Source organism: Peribacillus cavernae, assembly GCF_003989135.1.
Taxonomy (GTDB): domain Bacteria; phylum Bacillota; class Bacilli; order Bacillales; family DSM-1321; genus Peribacillus; species Peribacillus cavernae.
In genome coordinates, this window is record NZ_RYZZ01000006.1 from 20,599 (window position 1) to 42,490 (window position 21,892).

Sequence of the window (21,892 nt, forward strand, 5' to 3'; positions counted from 1 at the left end):
GTGTCTGAAACAAAATCAGCTACAACCGAAGATGTGGCAACAGGAATTTATACGGCCATGAAGAAAATCATTGATGACGCGAATGTTCCCAGGGAGCAAATCAAGTATGCGATGCTTGGAACAACCCATTGTACCAATGCAATCGTTGAAAGAAGAGGATTGAATAAAATTGCCGCTATCCGGATTGGCGCCCCTGCCACACTAGCGGTCAAGCCTCTGATCGGCTTACCTGAGGACCTTCGCGAAGCACTCGGAAAATATGTCTATCTCATCCGTGGCGGACATGAATTCGATGGCCGGGAAATCGTTACTTTAGACGAAGAACATTTGTATCAAATTGCTGAAGAAATCAAAGGGAAAGTGGATTCCATCGCCATTACTTCTGTCTTTTCACCTGTTTCGCAAAAACATGAACAAAGAGCAAGCGAGATTTTAGGGGAAGTGCTCGGAGACGATATTTCCGTTTCCTTATCATCCGAAATTGGTTCAGTAGGATTACTGGAAAGGGAAAATGCGACGATCCTTAATGCCGCCGTTGTAAACGTCGCGAAAACGGCAGCGGACGGATTTATTAACGCATTAAAAAATGAAGGTATTGAGGCTAAAGTCTTTTTTGGACAAAACGATGGCACATTGATGTCTGTAGACTATGCTGTGAAATACCCGATTTTTACGATTGCTTGCGGTCCGACGAATTCCTTGCGGGGAGCATCCTATTTGAGTGATTTCTCTGATGCGATTGTCGTGGATGTTGGAGGGACAACATCGGATGTTGGTGTATTGGTTCAATCGTTCCCGAGGGAATCCTCCCTGGCAGTAGAGATTGGCGGAGCCCGAACAAACTTCCGCATGCCTGATCTTATTTCCATTGGGCTTGGCGGAGGAACAATCATCCGGATCCAAGACAATGGCGAGTTCACGGTAGGACCAGATAGTGTCGGGTACCGCCTCCCGGAAAAAAGCTTGATTTTTGGAGGAGATACCTTAACTACAACTGATGTTGCCGTGGCGCTTGGAAAAGTAAATCTAGGTGATCCTTCAAAAGTTGCTCATCTGGATATGGATTTATTAAATAGAGTTTATCTTAGAATCTTAGAAATGGTAGAAGAAGCGATTAATAAAATGAAAACAAGCGCAGCTCCGGTACCAGTGATACTCGTTGGCGGAGGCAGTATTTTACTCCCGGAAGAATTAAAAGGAGCATCAGAGGTCCTGCGGCCGCATCATTCAGGGGTAGCAAATGCGATAGGAGCGGCTATCGCCCAGGTTAGCGGACAAATTGAAAAGGTATTTGCTTTAGCAGAGATAGGAAGAGAAAAAGCGTTAGAACTGGCGAAAGAAAAAGCGATGTCGGAAGCGATCAATGCCGGTGCTGATCCTGAGAGCCTTGTGATTGTAGACGTGGAGGATGTTCCGCTTGCTTACATGCCTGGCAACGCCACCCGTATTCGTGTGAAAGCAGCTGGTGATTTAGCGCAAGTTGAAATGAACGAACCAGTGTAACAATCTATGGGACAGGTAGATCCACATACTATATAAGTTGAGATTAAGAATTGCATCTAACACAAATCGGTCAATACTTGGAATTAAAAGAGACGACAAAACGATAAAGAGAGACGACAAAACTAGAAAAATAGACGCGAAAACGATAAAAGTGACGCCAAAACAAACATATCGATCATATCGTTGAATTAACAGGTATTGATCATGTTGGAATTGGTCTAGATTTATGCGAAGAACTTTTTAAATATGTCTCTCCGGATGTTTTAGCCAGTATGCCGCGAAAACCTTTTGATGTAATAAAAGGCCATCAAAACCTGCCCAAATTGATCGAAGGCTTGATGAATAGAGGTTACAAAGATCTAGATATCGAAAAAATACTGGGGACAAATTTTTTAAGAATTTTTAAATGAACGACTGTTGGCTGCAATCAATTGAAACTTTGCAGCCTTATTTCTAGATCCTGAACCATGATGAAGAAATTATATATTCTGCTTGTTTTCAGTGTATGTTAGGTTGTTTTTATCATTTAGCCAAGAAGACCTCCTCCTCTAAGCGTAGTGAAGGTGGGGGATGAATCGGCTTCTTTTTGTTAGCTCAGGGTAACTCTTTAAAGAACACTTGTTTGTATAATAAAATAAATATAAGGTAGCATGTTGTTCTGGAGGGTGTGAGAAAAAGATGAAAAAGGCGTTTTTTTCGAATCTGCTATATAAAACAAATCAACTCATACAAACAGTGGTTTCAGCCAGAAAATTTGTATAACCAGGCCAAACGTTTCGCCTTTCAAAGTTTGGTTCGAGAAAAGCGTAGGAATCGAAAACATATGAGAAAAGCCTCCATCTTGTCCTCAAACAAAAGCTCAGAATGAATGATTATTACGCTAACATAATGGACTAAAGGAAGTTAATTTGCATTATAGTGCCTGTCATCCAAAAACATTTCAATTAAATGCCTGGCACCTTTTGAAATGTAACGTTCTTTTAACCAAATCAGGGATGATTCTGATTGGATGGAGGAATCCTCAAGTTCGACGATCGATATAGTATCCAGATGGTGCAGTAATATCGTTGATTTTGGCACAATGGTTACTCCGATTCCTGAGGCGACAAGAGTTAACAGAATCGAAGCATCCGGACATTCGCATATAACTTTCGGATTAAAACCATGCCTTTTGCATTCATTGACAATTAATTCAAATTGGCCAATGCCATTGACTCTATGAAGTAATAATAGAGGAACATCCGTAAGCTCTTTCATTTTAATAGAGGTTGGGAGACCGCTTTCTGTTCCCCACGCCCTTGGATATAAAGCGACATATGGTTCAATAGGAAGGCGGATTTCTGAAAAACCCTCCATCTCTAAAGGGAAACGTACGATCCCAATTTCCGTTTCCCTGTTCTTGACTAGTTGGCTTACACGATATGTATCCCCGGACCTTAGCTGAAAGGTCACATGAGGATATATCTTACGAAATTCAAGCAGCTTCTGAGGTAAATAAGAAAAGCATGTCTGGACTGTTCCAATTGAAACTGTTCCACTAATTCCTTCTCCACTTTCCTTTACCTCCACAATCGTCTCAGAAACTTGGTTAAGCAAAGAAATAGCCCTTTTATATAAGATCTTCCCCTGGACAGTTAATTCCATCCGTTTCCCTGTTCTTTCAAATAGGATAACTCCAAGTTCTTCCTCAAGCTGTTTTAACTGCTGGCTAAGCGGGGGCTGTGCCATTAGAAGTTTTTTGGCAGCGCGTGTTATTTGGCCTTCCTCCACAATGGTACAGAAATAATGCAGTTGTTTAATATCCATACATTCCTCCATCTCCTCGGGAGCATATTTTTTTCGTATAGAAAACCAACATTATTAATATTTTTCATATACCATATCACATGTTAATTTATAAATGAAAGGGCTTTCAGAATTTTTTAAATTTTAAAACTTCACCTACTTAGAAGAAGGAGTGGAATGCATTTGAGTAAATATGCTGATGTAAAAAAGAGATTAAGGGGTTCAATTGCCCCAATTGTCACGCCATTTAATGAGGATGGCTCAGTGGATTTCGAAACGCTTGCATCGCTTATTCACTGGCATATAGAAAGTGGAAGCCATGCAATTTCGGTAACAGGTACAACAGGTGAACCTAGCTCTTTAACGGCAGAAGAAAGAGTAAAGGTCATGGAAGCGGCTGCGAAGGCAGTTAACGGCCGGGTTCCATATGTTCCTGGCACGGGGTCGACAAACCACGAAGAAACCCTATATTTAACCAAAAAAGCAGAGGAAATTGGGGCAGATGCAGCATTGGTCATCGTTCCTTACTACAATAAACCGTCCCAGCATGCCTTATATAAACATTTTAAAAAAGTGGCGGAATCGGTTTCCATTCCAATTATTATTTACAATATTCCAGGTCGTACCGCGACAAACTTACATGTGGATACGCTTGCCAGGTTAAATAATGATTGTCCGAATATTATCGGTGTAAAAGAATCCAATAAAGATTTTGAACATGTAAACCGGGTATTGCTGAAATGCGGAAGGGACTTTTTGCTATACTCAGGAATTGAATTGCTTTGCTTCCCGATGCTTGCAATCGGCGGTGCGGGACATATCAGTGCAACAGCAAATATAGTGCCGAAACAGGTAGCGGAAATTTATGATGCATGGAATGAAGGAGACGTAAAGCGGGCCCAGGATCTGCATTTTGAGTTAATGGAATTAAATGATGTCTTGTTTAAAGATACAAACCCTGCCCCGTTAAAAGCAGCCTTAGGTATGATGGGGAAAATCAAGCCAGTATTGCGCTTGCCAATGGACCTTCCAACACAGGAACTGCAAAATGAAATTCGGGAAGTACTTAAAAAATATGTAGAACTAGAAGACATTATTTCGGCAAATTGATGTCGAATTCTACGAAATTTCTCGGGTAAAAGGAGTGAAAAGCTTTGATGAGTGAAGTTACACAAAAAAATAAGCAGACAGATCATATAAGAGTCGAAGATATTAAGCTTTACGTCAATGGGGAGTTTGTAAACGCAGAATCGGGTGCTGTATTTGAAAATATTAATCCATTTACAAATACCCCCATCAATAACATAGCAGAAGGCAGGCAGGAGGATATCAAAAAGGCAGTCGCTGCAGCAAAATCTGCGTTTCATGGCAGCTGGGGAAATATGAAACTATCTGAAAGAATGACCTATATTAATCGAATCGCTGACGTAATCGATGAAGAAATTGCTGAAATTGCTGTTTTAGAAGCTTTAGATACCGGCCTGCCGATTAGCCAAACCAAAAATATGGTAGCACGGGCAGCCGAAAACTTTCGCTTTTATGCAAAAATGGTTGAGTCAACGCTTCATGGAGAGGCGTACCAGGTGGACCAGGAATTTATCAACTACACGGTATATAAACCATTAGGAGTAGTAGGATTAATCACTCCGTGGAATGCTCCATTTATGTTGGAAACCTGGAAGGTCGCACCTGCTTTGGCAACTGGCAATACGGTTGTATTAAAGCCTGCAGAATTATCGCCATTGACAGCGAATAAATTGGCAGAAGTGATCGATAAGGCAGGAATCCCGAAAGGAGTTTTTAATGTAGTTCATGGATTTGGTGAAACAGCTGGTGCTGCTTTAGTGGCACATCCCGATGTTGAAGCCATTTCGTTTACCGGTGAAACGGTGACCGGGTCCACGATAATTAAAAACTCTGCCGATTCCTTAAAGAAAACTTCCATGGAACTCGGGGGGAAATCACCGCTCATTGTGTTCGAGGATGCAGATATTGAAAGAGCTATTGATGCAACAGTATGGGGAATTTTTTCATTCAATGGAGAACGATGTACAGCAAACTCCCGATTATTTCTCCATAAGAACATTAAGGACGAATTTGTTGAACAATTAAAGGAACGGGTATCAAATATTAAAATAGGCGACCCAATGGATCCTTCTACACAGCTTGGCCCTTTGATTGAGAAAAACCATTATCAAAAAGTATCCGAGTATATCGCACTTGCCGCTAAAGAAGGCTGCCAGGTAGTTCAAGGAGTCGTTCCTGAAGAAGTAAAAGCAGGCAATTTTGTCCCGCCAACACTTTTATTGAATGCAACAAATGATATGAAGGTCTGCCAGGATGAGATTTTTGGGCCAGTAATGGCAGTGATTGAGTTTGAAACAGAAGAAGAAGTAATTGCTGCGGCAAACGCAGTAGAATATGGTTTGGCTGGTTATGTATGGACGAACGATATTAAGCGGGGGCATCGGGTTGCACAGGCGGTTGATGCTGGAATGCTTTGGCTAAATTCACACAATGTCCGGGATCTCCGGATACCATTTGGCGGGACAAAAGCAAGCGGAATTGGAAGAGAAGGCGGGCATTACGCAATGTTTGAGTTTTATACAGAGCCAAAGGTCATCCATGTAGCGATTGGCGATCATCATATTCCCCAATTCGGGAAGAAAAAATAAAACCAGAAGTAGCGAGGGGATCTCATATGCCTGCAAAAACAGGTAAAGAATATATTAATAGATTGAAGAAGGCTAATAACAATATTTATATTCACGGTGAAAGAGTAAAAGATGTAACGGAACATCCCGGATTAAATGGGGCAGTTCAATCTATGGCCCACCTTTATGATATCCAGTTTGAAAAGCCGGAAAAAATGCTTTATACATCGCCGACTACCGGGAACAAGGTCGGAATGACTTTCATCCAGCCAAGAACCATTGGTGACCTTATTGCCAGACGTGAAGCGATCCAGGAATGGGCTCTAATTTCTGGAGGGATGATGGGACGTTCACCGGATTATCTGAATGCCGAAGTTATGGCGATGGGCATGGCTAATGACTTATTCGCCGAGGCAGATCAACGATTCGCGGAAAATGCCAGGAATTATTATGAGTGTGCCAGAGAAAACGATATCAGCTTAACCCATACACTCATTCACCCGCAGGTAAACCGGGCAAAAGCCCAGCACGATCAGAAAGATGCGAATGTTGCTTTGCATCTGGTTGAAAAAAACAATGAAGGGATTATCGTCGATGGAATTCGCTTGTTAGCTACACAAGGTGGAATTACAGATGAAATTCTTGTTTTCCCGTCTACTGTCAATAGGGCCGGGGCAGAAGACGATCCGTATGCTTTAGCATTTGCGATTCCGAATAATACACCCGGGCTCAAATTCATCAGCCGGGAATCATTTGATTATGGAAGGAATTCCTGGGATCACCCTTTATCCTCCAGGTTTGAAGAAGGGGATGCAATTGTTTCGTTTGAAAACGTATTCGTTCCGTGGGATCGCGTTTTTGTTTGTGGAAATTCATCGATCTGCAACCGGGCATTCCGTGAGACCAATGCCGTTGTCCATATGTCGCATCAGGTTGTTGCCAAGAACATCATAAAAACAGAATTTTTACTCGGTGTGGCACTTTCCTTAATGGATGCAATTGGCATTGACCAATTCCAGCATGTGAAGGACAAAGGAACAGAAATCATGTTAACACTGGAAGCAATGAAATCTCATTTATATCGTGCAGAATATAATGCGAAGCTTGATAAATGGGGAACAATGACGCCAGATTACGATGCATTGGATGCCGCACGCAACTGGTATCCTAGAATATATCCGCGTCTAGTCGAAATTCTGCGGGTTCTTGGTGCATCGGGTTTAATGGGAATTCCAACTCAAGCGGATTTTGAAAACAAAGAAATCGGCGAATTGATCCACCGTGGTTTACAAAGTAAAAATTTGGAGGGATACGAGCGTGTCCAGTTATTCCGTTTAGCATGGGATATGACAATGAGCGCTTTTGGCAGCAGGCAAATGCACTACGAGTATTATTTCTTTGGAGATCCGGTCAGAATGGGCATGACTTATTTTGATAATTATCCGAAGGACGAATTAAAAGAAAGAATTAGCAGCTTCCTTAGTAATGTAGGCGCCAACAAAAATGCGGATATCACGAACACATAATATACGAGGAGGAAAGGTCATGGATTTCAATATTATTCGTGCCGCCCGGGCGATTCTCAATGTAACTGATCTTGAAAAGTCTCGTGATTTTTATATAAACGGGCTAGGCTTTATCGAGACAGAATCAGATGGTTCACAAATATTTTTACGTGGACTTGAGGAACATTGCCACCATAGTTTGGTACTGAAAAAAGCCGATGCGCCCAGTGTTGAAGTAATGAGCTACAAGGTCTTTTCGGAAGCGGATCTTGATGCTTTAGCGGTCTTTTTCAGCGGAAGGGGATATCAAACAAAATGGGTCGAAGAAGGAAAACAACATGCAATAGGCCGTGCTTTAAGGGTGCAGGATGTATCAGGATTACCACTGGAGTTCTTTGCTAAGATGGACGCAGTCGAGAGAATGCTTCAACGGTACGACTTATATAAAGGTGCCAAAGTCCAGCGGATTGACCATTTCAATAACACGGTACCTGATGTAGAAAAAGCTTATAACTTCTATATTAATGAAATGGGGTTTGCCTGTTCGGAGTACACTGCATCTGAAGATGATAAAATTTGGGCTGCCTGGCTCCACCGGAAACCAAGTGTACACGATGTTGCATTCATGAACGGAAAGGGCCCGAGGCTGCATCATATCGGCTTCTGGCTAAGCGATCCGATGAGTATTATTCAAGGGTGCGATGTTCTTGCCTCGATTGGTTACTCCGGAAATATTGAACGCGGACCTGCACGCCATGGCTTATCAAATGCGTTTTTCCTTTATTTAAGAGATCCGGATGGACATCGGATTGAGCTTTATAATGGAGACTATTTGACCAGTGATCCTGATTTTAAACCGGTACGATGGGAAATTAACGATAAAAGACGCCAAACCTTCTGGGGAGCTGAAGCACCGGATAGCTGGTTCAATGAGGCATCAACCGTGTTAGACATCCATACTGGAGCACAAATCAATACAACAGATCCAAAATTAAAGCAGCATAAACCAATTTTTATCACTTAGTTTTGCTTGGAAAAGAGAAATTCCGGTTACTCTTTCAACTCTAAATCTTCATGTCCATTGGGAAGTATCAAAGATCCCAGGTTGTCAGGTCAAATCAAATCTACATAAATGAATAGACAACATGTAGCTATTAAAAAAATAAGGGGTGTAAAAATGAAAAAGTTGTGGCTGCTAATATTCCTATTGATAAGTATGCTATTAATTTCTGCTTGTAATTCCGATTCAAAATCTGCATCCGGCAGCAATGAATCGGACTCCGACACTATTAAAATTGCAGGAATCTTTTCTTCTTCAGGGGGAGCCGCACCGCTCGGCGAACCAGGGCTGGAAACACTGAAGATGATAGTCAAAAAGCAAAATGAAGAAGGTGGAATTAACGGCAAGAAAATAGAACTGGTTACTTATGACGATAAATCTGATCAAAATGAAGCTGTATTGGCGATGAAAAAGGCGATAACGCAGGATAAGGCTGTTGCCATAATTGGCGGGACAATAAGTGGCAATGCATTAGCCATGCTTCCTTTGTCGGAGCAGAACAAAGTTCCGTTCATTTCTACAGCATCCAGTCGGCAAATACACCAAAAAGAGGACGGTACAGCACGGGAATGGGTGTTTAAAATGCCGCAAGATGATAGTCACGCAGTTGAGAAGCTCTTACAATATCTGAAAGAGAAAGGTCATAGTAAAGTAGCCTGGTTAAATGTTGCCAATTCATTCGGGACCGGAGCACATGCAGAATTCAAAAAATCGGCTCGAAAGTACGGAATTGAAGCAGTGATTGAGGATGAGTTCGAGGCAACAGTTAAGGATGCCAAGCCGGTATTGACACGTGTCAAGAAAGCGAAGCCACAAGCTCTGATCGTTTGGGGAACCGTTCAGGAAACCTCAGTTGTCATTAAGAATATAAGGGAATTGGCAATTGATTTGCCGGTTTTAGGAAGCCATGGGATAGGATCCCAACAGATATTCAATTTAGCCGGAGATTCTGCAAATGGAGTCATTTTCCCGGGAGGAAGGCTTATTGTCGCAGATCAATTAAGTGATACAGATCCACAAAAAGAAATTCTCCTAAACTATAAGGAAGAGTACGAAAAAGAATTTAAAAAACCTGTCAGCTTGTTTGGTGCACATCCTTGGGATGGATTTTACATTCTTGTTAAAGCGCTTGAAGAAAAGGGTACGGATCGAGCAGCAATCAGGGACTATCTAGAAAATAATACTAGTGAATTCGTCGGATTGGCTGGAGTGTTTAGCTTAAGTCCAAAAAACCATAACGGATTGACGCCAGACAGCCTGGTCATGATAAAAATCGAAAATGGGAAATGGGTATTGGAGGAATAAGGTAAATATACTCAAAGCATTCTGACAGATATAAACTTATTTATTAAGTGAAAAAGTTGGAGGGATACAATGGAAGTCCATAGCCAGGTCATACAGTTGTTATTTTCCGGTTTAACGATTGGTTCCATTTATGCTTTGATTGCAATTGGGTTTGTGATCATCTATAACGTAACAGGCGTTCTTAACCTGGCACAGGGTGAATTCGCAATGTTCGGAGCTTTGATCAGTATCTCATTAATTAATGCGGGGCTGCCTCTTTGGGCAGCTGTTATCTTCAGTATGTTGATTGTTTCAGTTATCGGAGCATTGTTTGAAAGAACGGCTATCCACCCGGCACGAAAATCATCCGTGCCGACCCTGATTATTATCACAATTGGCTGTTCGATTGCATTTCGGGGGATTGCAATATTAATATGGGGAACTCAGCCTCAGTCATTGCAACCATTTACCGATAATACACCTATAAAATTTCTGAATGCTGTGCTCTTGCCACAAAGTATTTGGTCCATAGGTATTGCGATCCTTATTTTATTCGCGATGATCTATTTCTTTAATAAAACATTTGTCGGAAAAGCATTGACTGCTTGTGTCGTAAATCCATTTGCGGCAAGACTGATGGGAATCAATCCAGAAAAAATGTCGCTTTTGGCTATTTCAGCAAGTGCCGGTCTTGGTGCACTTGCAGGAATCGTAACGTCCCCGATTTCGGGTGCTTCCTATGATATGGGAATGATGCTGGGCTTAAAAGCCTTTGTTGCAGCAGTTGTCGGCGGGTTAACAAATGCCCCGGCCGCCATTGCAGGTGCCTTTGTGATCGGAATTCTGGAATCATTTACTGAGGGATTATGGTCGTCAGGAGCAAAAGATGTTGTCAGTTTTTCAATGCTATTGCTCATTCTATTTATTAAGCCAGAAGGTTTGTTTGCGAAAGCCTCAGGAAAACGGGTGTAAGGGGGAATCTTCTATGGAAAAAAAAGACCTTAAAAAGATTTATCATAACAGCCCGGCCGGCCCCATCATTTTTACCGTTCTATTATTTTTGATGCCTGTTTTCATTTCCTCAAACTACATTTTTACCATTTTTATCATGATCGGTTTTTACGCACTGGTTTGTAATGGAATGACGATGCTGACTGGATTTGCAGGTCAAATATCGCTGGGTCAGGCAACTTTTTACGGGATTGGTGCCTATTCCTCAGCAATAGTAACGGGTACTTACGGGCTTTCTCCATGGATCGGGATGATTGCAGGCATGATCCTGGGAGCATTGATTGCCTTGATCGTAGGTATTCCAACATTTAGACTAAAAGGCCATTACTTGGCTTTAGCGACATTGGGATTTGGTATTATCGTATATACATCGTTCAAAGAAATGAAAGATTTAACGGGTGGCTCGAATGGATTTTTCGGAATTCCCACGATCAATCTGTTTGGTTTTGAATTTAACAATGATCTTCGTTATTTTTACCTAGTTTGGGTGTTTGTCATGATCGGGCTTATTTTTTCCCGTAATATTATCCATTCACGAATTGGGCGGGCATTGCGCTCCATTGAGGGAAGTGAAGTTGCCTCTGATGCTGTTGGGGTGAACATCATGAATTATAAGCTTCAGGCATTCATGTTAAGTGCGATGTTTGCTTCTTTGTCAGGATCACTTCTGGCGCATTACGTTACCTTTATAAATCCGGAATTGTTTGGTGCAATGACATCGATTTATTTTCTGCTAATGGTGATCATTGGCGGTTCAAGCAGCATCTGGGGGTCTATTGTCGGCGCTGCCACGTACGTATTATTGGGTGAAATACTGAAACAACTAGTTCCAATGTTCTTGCCAAGTGCGGGTGGAGAATTTGAAATTATGTTCTTTGGCATATTATTAGTGGTCACTCTTATTTATATGCCTAACGGCTTATACCCGCAGTTTGAAAAACTATTTTCTAAGTTTAAAAAGAAAAAAGAAAAGGTTCAACCCCCGTTACAGGTCGGTGGAGATCGTGTTGCTTCCGGAGGTGAAAACCAATGACAAGAGAAAATGTCATTTTAAAAGTGGACAATTTAACGAAACAATTTGGAGGGGTAATAGCGGTAAACGAGGTGTCCTTTGATGTAAAAAAGGGCGAAATATTTGCCGTTATCGGGCCAAATGGTGCCGGGAAAACGACTCTGTTTAATATGATAACCGGGGTTTTGCCGAGTACATCAGGCCAGGTAGTTTTTGAGAATCATAAATTAACAGGTAAAAAACCATATCAAATTGCAAAGATAGGCGTAACCAGGACGTTCCAAAACTTAGAAGTATTCAGCAATATGACTGTGATTGAAAATGTTATGACAGGTGCGCATTTGACGATGAAAACAAATCTATTCACGGCAGGGTTACGTCTCCCAATGGTTGTAAAGGAAGAACGTAAAACGATGGAAAAGGCAATGGAATGTTTAGAACGTGTCGGAATTGCACACCTGGCCTATAAAATGTCGCCCACTTTGCCATATGGGAGCCAAAGACTGTTGGAAATAGCACGTGCAGCTGCGTCCAATCCCAAATTAATCTTACTCGATGAACCAATGGCTGGTTTAAATTCCGAAGAGTCAAGGCAGCTCATTGAAGTCATCTTGAAAATGAGGGAAGACGGCCTGACATTTGTTTTTGTGGAACATGATATGGAAACAGTCATGTCTATGTCTGACAGAATTGTTGTCATGGACAATGGAGTGAAAATTGGTGAAGGGACACCGGAGGAAGTCTATCAAAACCCCAAGATTGTAGCAGCTTACTTAGGTGATGAAGAGGAGGATACAGTATATGCTTAAGGTTAACAATCTCCATACTTATCACGGTTTCCTGCATGTATTGAAGGGAATTGATCTCGAAGTATTGGAAGGGGAACTTGTGGCAATCGTAGGCTCAAATGGCTCCGGGAAAAGTACGTTGCTTGGAACCCTTGCAGGTGTTTATCTGCCAAAGGAAGGCTCCATTATTTATAAGGATGAAGAGATTACAAATGACGGGGTTCAAATGATTGTCCCAAAAGGAATTTGTTTAGTGCCGGAACGCCGCCAGATATTTTCTTCGATAACAGTAAAAGATAATTTGTTATTAGGTGCTTACCATAGGTATCAAAAGGATAAAAAAACCATTAACAAGGATTATGAAGATGTGGTTGAGATGTTCCCACGCTTGAAGCAAATGTTAGATCGTCCCGGTGGACTGCTTTCAGGCGGAGAACAACAAATGCTCGCGATTGGCCGGGGGCTTATGGCAAAACCAAAGGTTCTGATGCTGGATGAGCCGTCGTTGGGATTGGCCCCATTAATCGTGAAAGACATTATGATGATCCTAAGAAAACTATGTGATGAGATGGGGACAACGATCATTCTTGTAGAACAAAATTTAAAAGCAGCTTTAAAAGTAGCTGATCGGGGCTGTGTACTTGCACATGGAAAAATTGTAGTTTCCGGAACTTCACAGGAGTTATTACATAATCCAAAAGTCCAGGAAGCGTATTTTGGGAAGTCAAGCAAAAAAACGGAAGTCCCCTTTAACACTGGAAAAAAGGAAGTAAGAGGAAAAAAATTAATTTGATTAAAAACTAAAATTTTTTGCCAATTGACATCGCTTACAAAAATAATGGAGAAATTAAGGTTGTGTATTATTCCAAGGGGGCTGTGTAATGGCGATCATCCAAAAAAGAATTGGCTCTGACATATCGATAGAGCAATTAACTATTAACCCGTATCCATTTCTTAAAAAAATGCGTAATGAGGATCCTGTTTGTTGGGTTGAATCCGTTAACAGATGGTTCATTACCCGGTATGATGACGTTGTTTATGTCGATACACACCCGGAGATCTATACTGCCCATGAATCAAGATCCCTTCAAACAAAAGTAATGGGTGTAACAATGCTTAGACAGGATGGTGCTGCACATGCAAGGCTGCGCAAAGCATGTGAAGAACCATTGAAACCAAAAGTAGTAAGGCAACGATGGGCTAACATGTTGAATAAGACGGCAAATGAATTTATTGATAGATTCATTGATCGCGGAAAAGTCGAGCTTGTTAGTGAATTTGCTGAACCATTTGCGGCCAGGACCTTAAAAATGGTTTTGGGATTGCAGAACGCAACAGAGGAAGAAATGCAAAGATGGACAAGGGATTTGATTGACGGTTGTGCCAATTATGGGAATGACCCTGAGGTATGGGCAAGGGCATGTCGTTCAGGACTCGAAGTGGATGAGGCGGTAGATAGGGCCATAAAACGTGTACAGAAAGAGGAAGATGGGTCGGTCATATCTAGCATGGTACACACGGTGGTAGAAAACGGAAAAATGAACGTTGACGAATTAAGGGCTAATGTAAAGCTTATCATCGGCGGAGGCCTAAATGAACCCCGGGATGGGATCACCTTAACTGTATGGGATTTATTAACTCATCCTGACCAGATGAATCAAGTGAAAAGTGATCCCACTTTGTTTCCGGCTGCAGTTGAAGAGTCACTCAGAAAAGTTGCTCCTTTATCAATGTATCCCCGGGAAGTGGCGGTTGATACGGAGTTAAGAGGCAAGAAATTAAAGAGAGGAGATAAAATAGCTGTACTCGTTTCTTCAGCGAATCGGGATGAAAATCAATGGGAAAATCCCAACGTCTATAATATTCATCGTAAAAAGCTAAAGAGCCATCTCGCTTTTGGAACAGGACATCATTATTGTCTGGGAGCCTGGCTCGCTCGTTACCAGCTTGGAATGACGGCCTTGCCAATATTATTCGAAAGGATACCCAATCTTCGTTTAAATTTAGACCATCCTCCGCAAATGAAGGGTTGGGTGTTTAGAGGGCCATTGCACCTGCATTTAGAGTGGGATAAATGAGGTCGATAGGGGTGGTTAACGATGAGTGAACTTATTAAAGTGGGGAGAATATCAGATTTAACAGAAACCGATATTACAACGTTTTCTGCAACGAATGGAGAAATAGCCATTACCAAAATTGGTGAGAAAATATTTGCTGTTGAAAATATGTGCAGCCATGCACGATGTAAATTGTCGGAGGGCTTAATTGAAGATAAAACGATTGCTTGTCCTTGTCATGGAGCTTCTTTTGATCTCCATACAGGAGAGCCGTTGAATCCGCCAGCAAAAAAACCGATTAAATGTTTTGAAGTGAAGGTTGAAGGGGAGGATCTGTATATTAAACTGTAAAAGCAGTTATAAAAAATTATATAATCTGTAAGAGTTGAAAAATCAATTGGAATTGTGGATGAATGAGTAAATAAGAACAGGTCAACAAACAAAAAGGAAGAGATTAAACTTTCTCTTCCTTTTTTGCCGTTCTTTGATAGGCTGGATTAAACTATTTAAATCGCTTATGAATATTATTATGCTTATAGGTTCCGGCTTCACTAAATTCAATAAGTTCCATTGATAAGGCCAGGTAGCGTTTTTCAAAAAGCTCGGAAAAATGCTGTTTGATAACTTCAAATAAAGCATCACATGTTTCGCGCTTATCTGCTTCAGAACGGCCTGCTCCAATTTTCACTGTAGTATGCACGAAAGCATCGTCTTCTGTACCATCAGCTACACAATAATCCTTCAGTTCAATGGCTCTGGTCCTTATTCCTCCTATCGGGAAAAGATTGGGTCTTTCCATAAATACTTGATTGATCGATCGTAAAAGTTCGGGAATGTTTGCTTCATCTATTAAATTATCCGTATATTCAATCGTAATATGGGGCATCCTGCACCTCCGACTTCATGATCTTTGGAACACTTCATCGCCAACAATTGTATTTAAGAGACTGCCAATTCCTTCTATTTCAGTTATTATTTCATCACCCGCTTTTACGTCAGAAAGTCCCTTAGGTGTACCGGTTAAAATAATGTCATCTTGATTTAAAGTCATAAATTCACTTAAATATTCTATTAAAAATGGAATATCAAAAATCATGTCCCGGGTCGACCCTTCCTGGGTGAGGGTTCCATTTACATAAGTACGGAGAGTTAAATTCATAGGATCCGCAATATCTGATTGATCAACAATCCAGGGACCTATCGGAGTACATGTATCACGGTTTTTTACCCGTAAATTAGGTCGGTAATAGTTTTCTAAATAATCCCGAATCGCATAGTCATTAGCAACGGTATACCCGGCGACATATTTGTAGGCGTCCTCTCGTTTCACATTTCTTGCTGTTTTCCCAATAACCACCCCCAATTCGCATTCATAATGCATATAAGTGGCATCAGCCGGGCGACGTGTATCGGCTCGGTGTCCGATAAATGTATTCGGGCCTTTTAAAAAAACCAGAGGCTCAGCGGGTGCTTTAAATTCAAGCTCACTTGCATGGTCAGCATAGTTTAAACCTAAAGCAAAAACAGTCCGAGGCTCAACTGGAGGCAACCATATGACATCTTCTTCCTGAACTTCTCTGTTGTCATTCAGTTGAATTGATCCATTTACCCATACTGCGTTATGAATGGCTCCTGCATAACTAACTCTCGCATGCTTCATCCTGAAAAACCTCCTGAATAAACATCATTCTCTGGCAAAATAGTATTCTCTAAAAACCCAACTCCATCAATTTCAATCCTTACATGATCACCATTCCCGACTACAGGAGAGGCTTCTGGAACACCGACTAACAGCACATCGCCTGGAAAAAGTGTCATAAACTCCGAAACATCACGTATCAGCTCTTCAACCGGACGGATCAGGTTACTGGTATTGTTCTCTTGTACCAATTTCCCGTTGATAAAAACTCGAATCGTTAAATCGTTAGGGTTTTTCACATCATCTTTTTCAATAATCCATGGCCCAACAGGACAGAAGCCGTCTCTGGATCGATGCTTAACAACGGGACGAAAAACGCTTTTATGGGGAACGCTTACATCATTGACAACTGTATAGCCGGCTATATAGTGAATTGCTTCATCTATACTTACTTTTGTAGCGGTCTTGCCAATGACGATACCAAGTGCGGCTCCCATTTCTAATTTTTCAATAGCAGCAGGAAGGGGTATCGCACTTCCATGTCCAATAATAGTATTCACTGGCTTTATATAAAGAATCGGAGCAACAGGAGGTTGATTATAGGGAGGTTCATTCACTAGATCTCCCAAAGCTTCAAGAGCACCTTTGTAGTTTAGCAATACTCCGTATATAGTGCCTGATACAGGTGGGTCGCATCTCAGATGCTGGAGTTGTATCTTGGTGTCATGGATATTTACAATTGAATCCTGCAAGTCGACAGAAGTTTCTTCTATTTGATGTCTGCCTTGCAACCTTATTTTTGCCTTGAACACATTCATCACCCCCAAAAAATGGTACTTTCTATTATATATGGTATCATATCTGTTTAAGGTAACGTTCATTTTTTAATCTAACATATTAGGATATAATAAATTCAACGACTCTGAAACATATCCTTCTTTTAGTTGCCCCAACTTGATAATAGTTCATCATCTGGCTCCTCCAATTCAATTTTCTTTCAGACTTCCGATCTCCTTATTTATATTGAACAATATGCCGAATAATTGGAAAAACACCGCAAAAATAGCGGTGTTTTTTGATATTGATAAATAAACAAGCAAATGTGAACAGTCTTCTAGTTAAGTTTTTCTTCTTGACGAATTCTTCCCCACACATAATGCATATGTTTATTAAATGCCTCAATACATTTTTCAACATCACGTTCCCACAGGGCATCTAAAATCGGCTTATGGAGTTTGGCGATTTCATCCAGGTTTTCAAAATAGATTTGGCTTGTTACATACCAGATTCGATTGGAGACGGAACTCAAATCCATCCAGACCTGATACATAAACTCATGATCTGCCAGTTTGTAAATATATGAATGGAAAGCATTATCCAGTTCCCTGACTTCATCAAGGTCATTATTTTTCCCTGCCGCGAGCATTTTTTCATATAAGCGACTAAGTTCTTTTAAGTCTTCCTCTTTTAAGTTTTCTATCGCCCTTGTGATTGCTAAAGGCTCCACTACTTCGCGGAAACTATAAATTTCTTCGATGTTTTTTTTAGAGAAATTGGAGACAAACGAACCTTTATGACGATGGTGAATGACAAATCCTTCTTTTCGAAGCCGGGAAAGGGCTTCGCGCACCGGAGCCTGGCTGACATTATAGGTTTTTGCGACCTCCAGCTCCAGGAGTCGATCTCCTGGCTTTAATTCGCCTTTTATAATCGAGTCCTTTAACAGGTCAGATATCTGGTCAGATAAAGAATAATTTTTAATTGTTTCTCCCATAGGAAAAGCACCTCAACTTTTTTATCGATAATCGTTTATAATGAGTGTAGCCGAAAAAAAGAAAAATATCAATTTATTCCAAATGTGGACTTGCAAATCAAACTATATAAGTTGAGATAAAGAATTACAATTTAACACTAAGTCGGTCAATCACTATCCCCTGAATCTTGCTGATTTCGCGGATAAATACTGTTTCTCTTTTAAACAAAAAGTAGGTCGTGTATATTTTGCCTGTTTCATTGCCGTTTCTACTTGTGAAGGATTTCTTCCTGCTTATTCATGGGTTCATCCTCTTATTTGGGTTTTGATGGATAAATACACTAAATGGAGGAATAGGAACCTTTAAATTCAACTTATATAGAGTAACAGATGACAAAAATTAAAAGTGACGACAAAACTTTAATCGAAATAGGAACTGATTATTTCAAAAATAAAGAATCCGGCTAAGAAGGAAAGACAAAGGTATTTAATCTTAAAATTATTTTGACAATTACAGCAAAAGTTGTTATCTTTTAAATAGATTATCGATAATATTTTATATATACCTTGAAGGAGGCGGTTTAAACAGAAGTTTTGAATAAGGCCGATATTGATGAAGTGAATTGAGATTGGGTACTGATTACGAACTTAGGGATGATTCCGATATTTCTGCTGATCTCCTTGTAAACTTGTTCAAGTGGATGAATATCATAGTCAATTTTAAGAGCACTTTTGAAAGCGATTACTTTTCGGGCACTTGGCATGTTTCGGGTTGAAAGTGGGAAAGACACTGTTTTCTTAAAGATAATTAAATCACATTGATCAGGAGGGTTACTTATGAACTTACTAAAAGATTCGTTTGAATTTGGTCTACATACACAGATACATTTTGGCGTTGGACGCCTGCAAGAATTACCAAGTATTCTTAAAAAATATAACTATAAAAATATCCTTATTTGCACAGATAAAGGGATCGCAAACTCAGGTGCGCTTGACCACATCGAAACCATTCTTAAGAACGGGGATATTAAATACGAAGTTTTCACTGAGGTTGAACCCGATCCGACAATCAGGGTAGTTAAAAAAGTCGAACAGTTATTCAAAGAAAAAAACTGTGATGCCATCATTGGCTTAGGCGGTGGAAGCTCTATTGATACAGCGAAAGGCGTTTCCATAGCAGTTGCAAATCCAGGGGATTTAAACCAATTTGAAGGGAAAAATCAAATTCCAAACCGCGGACCTGATGTAATCGCCATCCCAACTACGGCGGGTACAGGATCTGAAGTTACCCATGCTGCGGTATTGAAGGATGAGGAAAGAAAATACAAAATGGGGATTCTTAGTGAGCATTTACATCCAAAAGCGGCAATTTTGGATCCCGCATTGCTGACAACATTGCCAAGGGGGCTCGCAGCGATTACGGGAATGGATGCGTTAAGCCATGCGATTGAATCTTATACTTCTAATCAAGCACAGCCCATTACAGAGGCGTTGGGTTTACATGCCATCGAGTTGATTGGTAAATGGTTAAGACCATTTGTTGCAGATCGTACCAATTTAGAGGCTGCTTCTAACATGATGCTGGCCAGTACGATTGCCGGGACGGCGTTTATTTGGGGAAGGGTTGCCGCCGTTCACGCTTTATCGCATCCACTAGGCGGACGATACAAAATTGCTCACGGACAAGCTAATTCCATGCTGCTTCCTGTTGTTATGGAATATAATTTGAGCTCTAATTTTCAGAAGTTCAAAAATATCGCCGCATTGCTTGGAGAGAGAGTGGAAGATTTGAGCCTAAGAAGTGCTGCGGAAAAATCGGTTGACGCTGTAAAAGAGTTGGTTACAGACTTAGGAATTCCAAAGACTTTGAAGGATATCAACATTGAACTGTCGCTTGAGGAGATCCAAGTCGTCGCCCAGGAAGCATTTGATAGCGGGATTGCAAATGCAAATCCGAAAAATTGTACCGTCCAGGATCTAGTTTCAATGATTAACACTATTAAATAAGGGGAGTGTCAATATGGTAGCTATTAAGAATTCTCCAATTACAGTCAATAACTACATCGCAGGAAAATGGGTTCCAGCTTCAAATAATGAAACGTACACAAGAGAAAATCCAGCAAATACGGAGGAAATCGTTTCAATCTCTCCAAAGTCAACTGAAGAAGATGCAAATAAGGCCGTTGAAGCAGCTCATGAAGCATTCCAAACCTGGTCGAAAATCTCTCCGATTAATCGGGGGAAATATCTGTACCGCTTTGCTGAGCTTTTAGAATCAGAGAAAAATGAGGTTGCCGAGTTGTTAACAAAAGAACAAGGCAAGCCTCTCAGTGAATCTTTAGGCGAAGTAAATAAAACAATCAGCGAGGTACGTTTTACAGCCGGGGAAGCATCAAGGTTATCCGGAGACACCTTGCCAAGTGAACGTGAGAATGTAAGCATTCGTACAGTTAGAGTTCCCAAAGGTGTAATCGCTGCGATTTCACCATGGAATTTCCCATTGGTCACCCCTTTAAGAAAAATTGCCCCTGCATTGGTTTCCGGAAATACGGTTGTCTTTAAGCCAGCCAGCATAACAGTGGCAATGGGAGCTAAAATTGTCGAGTTGTTTGAAAAAGCCGGTCTGCCAGAGGGTGTATTAAATCTAATAATCGGTTCTGGAAGAAGTGTAGGAAATCAAATAGTCAATCATCCTAAGGTGCAAGGAATTACATTCACAGGTTCAACAGGGGTAGGGTCGAACATCTATGAACAAGCTTCCAAACGGTTGATTCAAGTGCAGCTTGAAATGGGCGGAAAAAACGCCGCAATTATCTACGACTGCCCCGATATTAAAAATGCTATCGATCAAATCGTACCGGCTGCATTTGCGGCTACTGGCCAAAGATGTACATCGATTAGCCGAATCATTGTGAATGAGAATGATATAGACCAAGTCGTAGCTGCTCTAAAACAAAAAACGGATGCTTATGTGATTGGTGATGGGTTAGATAAACAAACTACATTAGGACCATTGGTGTCTCAGGAACAATTAGAAACGACACAAAAGTATGTCCAGATTGGCCTGGAAGAAGGCGCAACACTGGTAACAGGCGGGAAAGCCTCCGCACAAGAAAAACAAGGTTATTTCCATGAACCTACTATTTTTACTGACGTTAAACCTGATGCGAGGATAGCTAAAGAAGAAATTTTTGGCCCTGTGCTAGTCGTTTTGACAGCAAGCAGCTTTAACGAAGCACTTGACATATGCAATGACACCGAGTACGGGCTTGCAGCATCTTGTTTTACTCAAAATAAGTCCTACCAGGATTTATTTGTAAGTCAAGTCCAGGCGGGGATGCTTCACGTAAACAATGGAACTGTCAGTGAATCGCATGCGCCATTTGGTGGGTTAAAACATTCAGCAATCGGTCCTTATTCCATAGGCAGTACCGCGAAGGATTTCTTTACAGATTTAAAAGTCGTTTATGATGCGAATTAACTAGAAAAGCGGAAGCGCCTTAAGTATTCAAAGTACAAAAAAGAATACTTATTTACAAATTAAAGAAATTGCCTAATGAACAGTAGCAAGCGATTATCCTCCTAATTTAGTGAAATATCCATTTCACTAATCAAGATTCCGGGTCATGTCATTGAATTGTTGACCGGGAGGGCTTCCGGCTATGTTCTATCTCTTATTTCAACAGAGAGAGGAACACCGCCGGAATTGCCAATCGTAACGAAAAAGGTACTACATTATCAAAAAAACTTTCGTCAGTCGAAGGCCGCAGAGATCAATTGCTCTAAACTTTCATCCTTTAATAGAGTTAACTTTCGAGTCTTTTTCACAGTGAGGGGTTGA

General features: G+C 40.9%; 20 protein-coding genes. 15 read left to right on the forward strand and 5 right to left on the reverse strand.

Annotated elements, in window-relative coordinates; all coding sequences use genetic code 11:
• Both ELQ35_RS04650 and ELQ35_RS23660 read left to right on the forward strand, forming a co-directional pair.
• On the forward strand, window positions 1-1,503 hold the full coding sequence (locus ELQ35_RS04650) for a hydantoinase/oxoprolinase family protein (RefSeq protein ID WP_370873425.1): 1,503 nt from the start codon (window positions 1-3) through the stop codon (window positions 1,501-1,503).
• 170 nt (window positions 1,504-1,673) lie between these two features.
• On the forward strand, window positions 1,674-1,913 hold the full coding sequence (locus ELQ35_RS23660) for a membrane dipeptidase (protein WP_126863920.1): 240 nt from the start codon (window positions 1,674-1,676) through the stop codon (window positions 1,911-1,913).
• 493 nt (window positions 1,914-2,406) lie between these two features.
• Here the strand turns inward: ELQ35_RS23660 and ELQ35_RS04660 are convergent, their stop codons facing one another.
• Window positions 2,407-3,309, reverse strand: a complete 903-nt coding sequence (locus tag ELQ35_RS04660; RefSeq protein WP_126863674.1) for a LysR family transcriptional regulator — start codon at window positions 3,307-3,309, stop codon at window positions 2,407-2,409.
• 162 nt (window positions 3,310-3,471) lie between these two features.
• On the opposite strand from ELQ35_RS04660, the gene hpaI reads away from it, so the two are divergent.
• The 11 genes from hpaI to ELQ35_RS04715 all read left to right on the forward strand — a co-directional run bounded on the left by hpaI (window position 3,472) and on the right by ELQ35_RS04715 (window position 15,010).
• Window positions 3,472-4,398, forward strand: a complete 927-nt coding sequence (gene hpaI, locus ELQ35_RS04665; protein ID WP_370873426.1) for a 2,4-dihydroxyhept-2-ene-1,7-dioic acid aldolase — start codon at window positions 3,472-3,474, stop codon at window positions 4,396-4,398.
• A 47-nt stretch (window positions 4,399-4,445) separates the two neighbouring features.
• On the forward strand, window positions 4,446-5,963 hold the full coding sequence (gene hpaE / locus ELQ35_RS04670) for a 5-carboxymethyl-2-hydroxymuconate semialdehyde dehydrogenase (protein WP_126863676.1): 1,518 nt from the start codon (window positions 4,446-4,448) through the stop codon (window positions 5,961-5,963).
• Window positions 5,964-5,989: 26 nt separating this feature from the next.
• A complete protein-coding gene (hpaB, locus tag ELQ35_RS04675) occupies window positions 5,990-7,468 on the forward strand; it encodes a 4-hydroxyphenylacetate 3-monooxygenase, oxygenase component (protein ID WP_126863677.1) in 1,479 nt (492 codons plus the stop codon).
• Between the two features lie 19 nt (window positions 7,469-7,487).
• Complete coding sequence (hpaD, locus tag ELQ35_RS04680; RefSeq protein ID WP_126863678.1) at window positions 7,488-8,471, forward strand: 3,4-dihydroxyphenylacetate 2,3-dioxygenase; 984 nt, start codon at window positions 7,488-7,490, stop codon at window positions 8,469-8,471.
• Window positions 8,472-8,624: 153 nt separating this feature from the next.
• Complete coding sequence (locus ELQ35_RS04685) at window positions 8,625-9,812, forward strand: ABC transporter substrate-binding protein (protein WP_126863679.1); 1,188 nt, start codon at window positions 8,625-8,627, stop codon at window positions 9,810-9,812.
• Window positions 9,813-9,881: 69 nt separating this feature from the next.
• Window positions 9,882-10,763 (forward strand): branched-chain amino acid ABC transporter permease, encoded by an 882-nt coding sequence (locus ELQ35_RS04690; protein ID WP_126863680.1) that lies wholly within the window; start codon window positions 9,882-9,884, stop codon window positions 10,761-10,763.
• Window positions 10,764-10,776: 13 nt separating this feature from the next.
• On the forward strand, window positions 10,777-11,835 hold the full coding sequence (locus tag ELQ35_RS04695; protein WP_126863681.1) for a branched-chain amino acid ABC transporter permease: 1,059 nt from the start codon (window positions 10,777-10,779) through the stop codon (window positions 11,833-11,835).
• Window positions 11,832-12,623 carry an ABC transporter ATP-binding protein gene (locus ELQ35_RS04700; protein ID WP_126863682.1) on the forward strand — a complete coding sequence of 264 codons (792 nt, stop codon included), beginning with the start codon at window positions 11,832-11,834 and terminating at the stop codon, window positions 12,621-12,623. The genes ELQ35_RS04695 and ELQ35_RS04700 overlap by 4 nt, the downstream gene beginning before the upstream one ends.
• The gene (locus tag ELQ35_RS04705; RefSeq protein ID WP_126863683.1) at window positions 12,616-13,395 is read left to right on the forward strand and encodes an ABC transporter ATP-binding protein; all 780 of its coding nucleotides are present in this window, start codon (window positions 12,616-12,618) and stop codon (window positions 13,393-13,395) included. Before ELQ35_RS04700 ends, ELQ35_RS04705 begins: the two co-directional genes overlap by 8 nt.
• Window positions 13,396-13,483: 88 nt before the next feature.
• Window positions 13,484-14,680, forward strand: coding sequence for a cytochrome P450 (locus tag ELQ35_RS04710; RefSeq protein WP_126863684.1), 1,197 nt, complete (start codon window positions 13,484-13,486; stop codon window positions 14,678-14,680).
• Between the two features lie 21 nt (window positions 14,681-14,701).
• Complete coding sequence (locus ELQ35_RS04715) at window positions 14,702-15,010, forward strand: Rieske (2Fe-2S) protein (RefSeq protein WP_126863685.1); 309 nt, start codon at window positions 14,702-14,704, stop codon at window positions 15,008-15,010.
• Between the two features lie 151 nt (window positions 15,011-15,161).
• On the opposite strand, the gene ELQ35_RS04720 is transcribed toward ELQ35_RS04715, so the two are convergent.
• From ELQ35_RS04720 to ELQ35_RS04735, 4 genes are all read right to left on the reverse strand, one after another.
• Window positions 15,162-15,545 (reverse strand): 5-carboxymethyl-2-hydroxymuconate Delta-isomerase, encoded by a 384-nt coding sequence (locus tag ELQ35_RS04720; RefSeq protein ID WP_126863686.1) that lies wholly within the window; start codon window positions 15,543-15,545, stop codon window positions 15,162-15,164.
• A 15-nt stretch (window positions 15,546-15,560) separates the two neighbouring features.
• Complete coding sequence (locus tag ELQ35_RS04725) at window positions 15,561-16,319, reverse strand: fumarylacetoacetate hydrolase family protein (protein WP_126863687.1); 759 nt, start codon at window positions 16,317-16,319, stop codon at window positions 15,561-15,563.
• Complete coding sequence (locus tag ELQ35_RS04730) at window positions 16,316-17,110, reverse strand: fumarylacetoacetate hydrolase family protein (protein WP_126863688.1); 795 nt, start codon at window positions 17,108-17,110, stop codon at window positions 16,316-16,318. Before ELQ35_RS04730 ends, ELQ35_RS04725 begins: the two co-directional genes overlap by 4 nt.
• A gap of 302 nt (window positions 17,111-17,412) precedes the next feature.
• Complete coding sequence (locus ELQ35_RS04735) at window positions 17,413-18,072, reverse strand: GntR family transcriptional regulator (RefSeq protein ID WP_126863689.1); 660 nt, start codon at window positions 18,070-18,072, stop codon at window positions 17,413-17,415.
• Window positions 18,073-18,888: 816 nt separating this feature from the next.
• On the opposite strand from ELQ35_RS04735, the gene ELQ35_RS04740 reads away from it, so the two are divergent.
• Both ELQ35_RS04740 and ELQ35_RS04745 read left to right on the forward strand, forming a co-directional pair.
• Window positions 18,889-20,058, forward strand: coding sequence for an iron-containing alcohol dehydrogenase (locus tag ELQ35_RS04740; RefSeq protein WP_126863690.1), 1,170 nt, complete (start codon window positions 18,889-18,891; stop codon window positions 20,056-20,058).
• A 13-nt stretch (window positions 20,059-20,071) separates the two neighbouring features.
• Window positions 20,072-21,532 carry an aldehyde dehydrogenase family protein gene (locus ELQ35_RS04745; protein WP_126863691.1) on the forward strand — a complete coding sequence of 487 codons (1,461 nt, stop codon included), beginning with the start codon at window positions 20,072-20,074 and terminating at the stop codon, window positions 21,530-21,532.
• Window positions 21,533-21,892 lie beyond the last annotated feature (360 nt).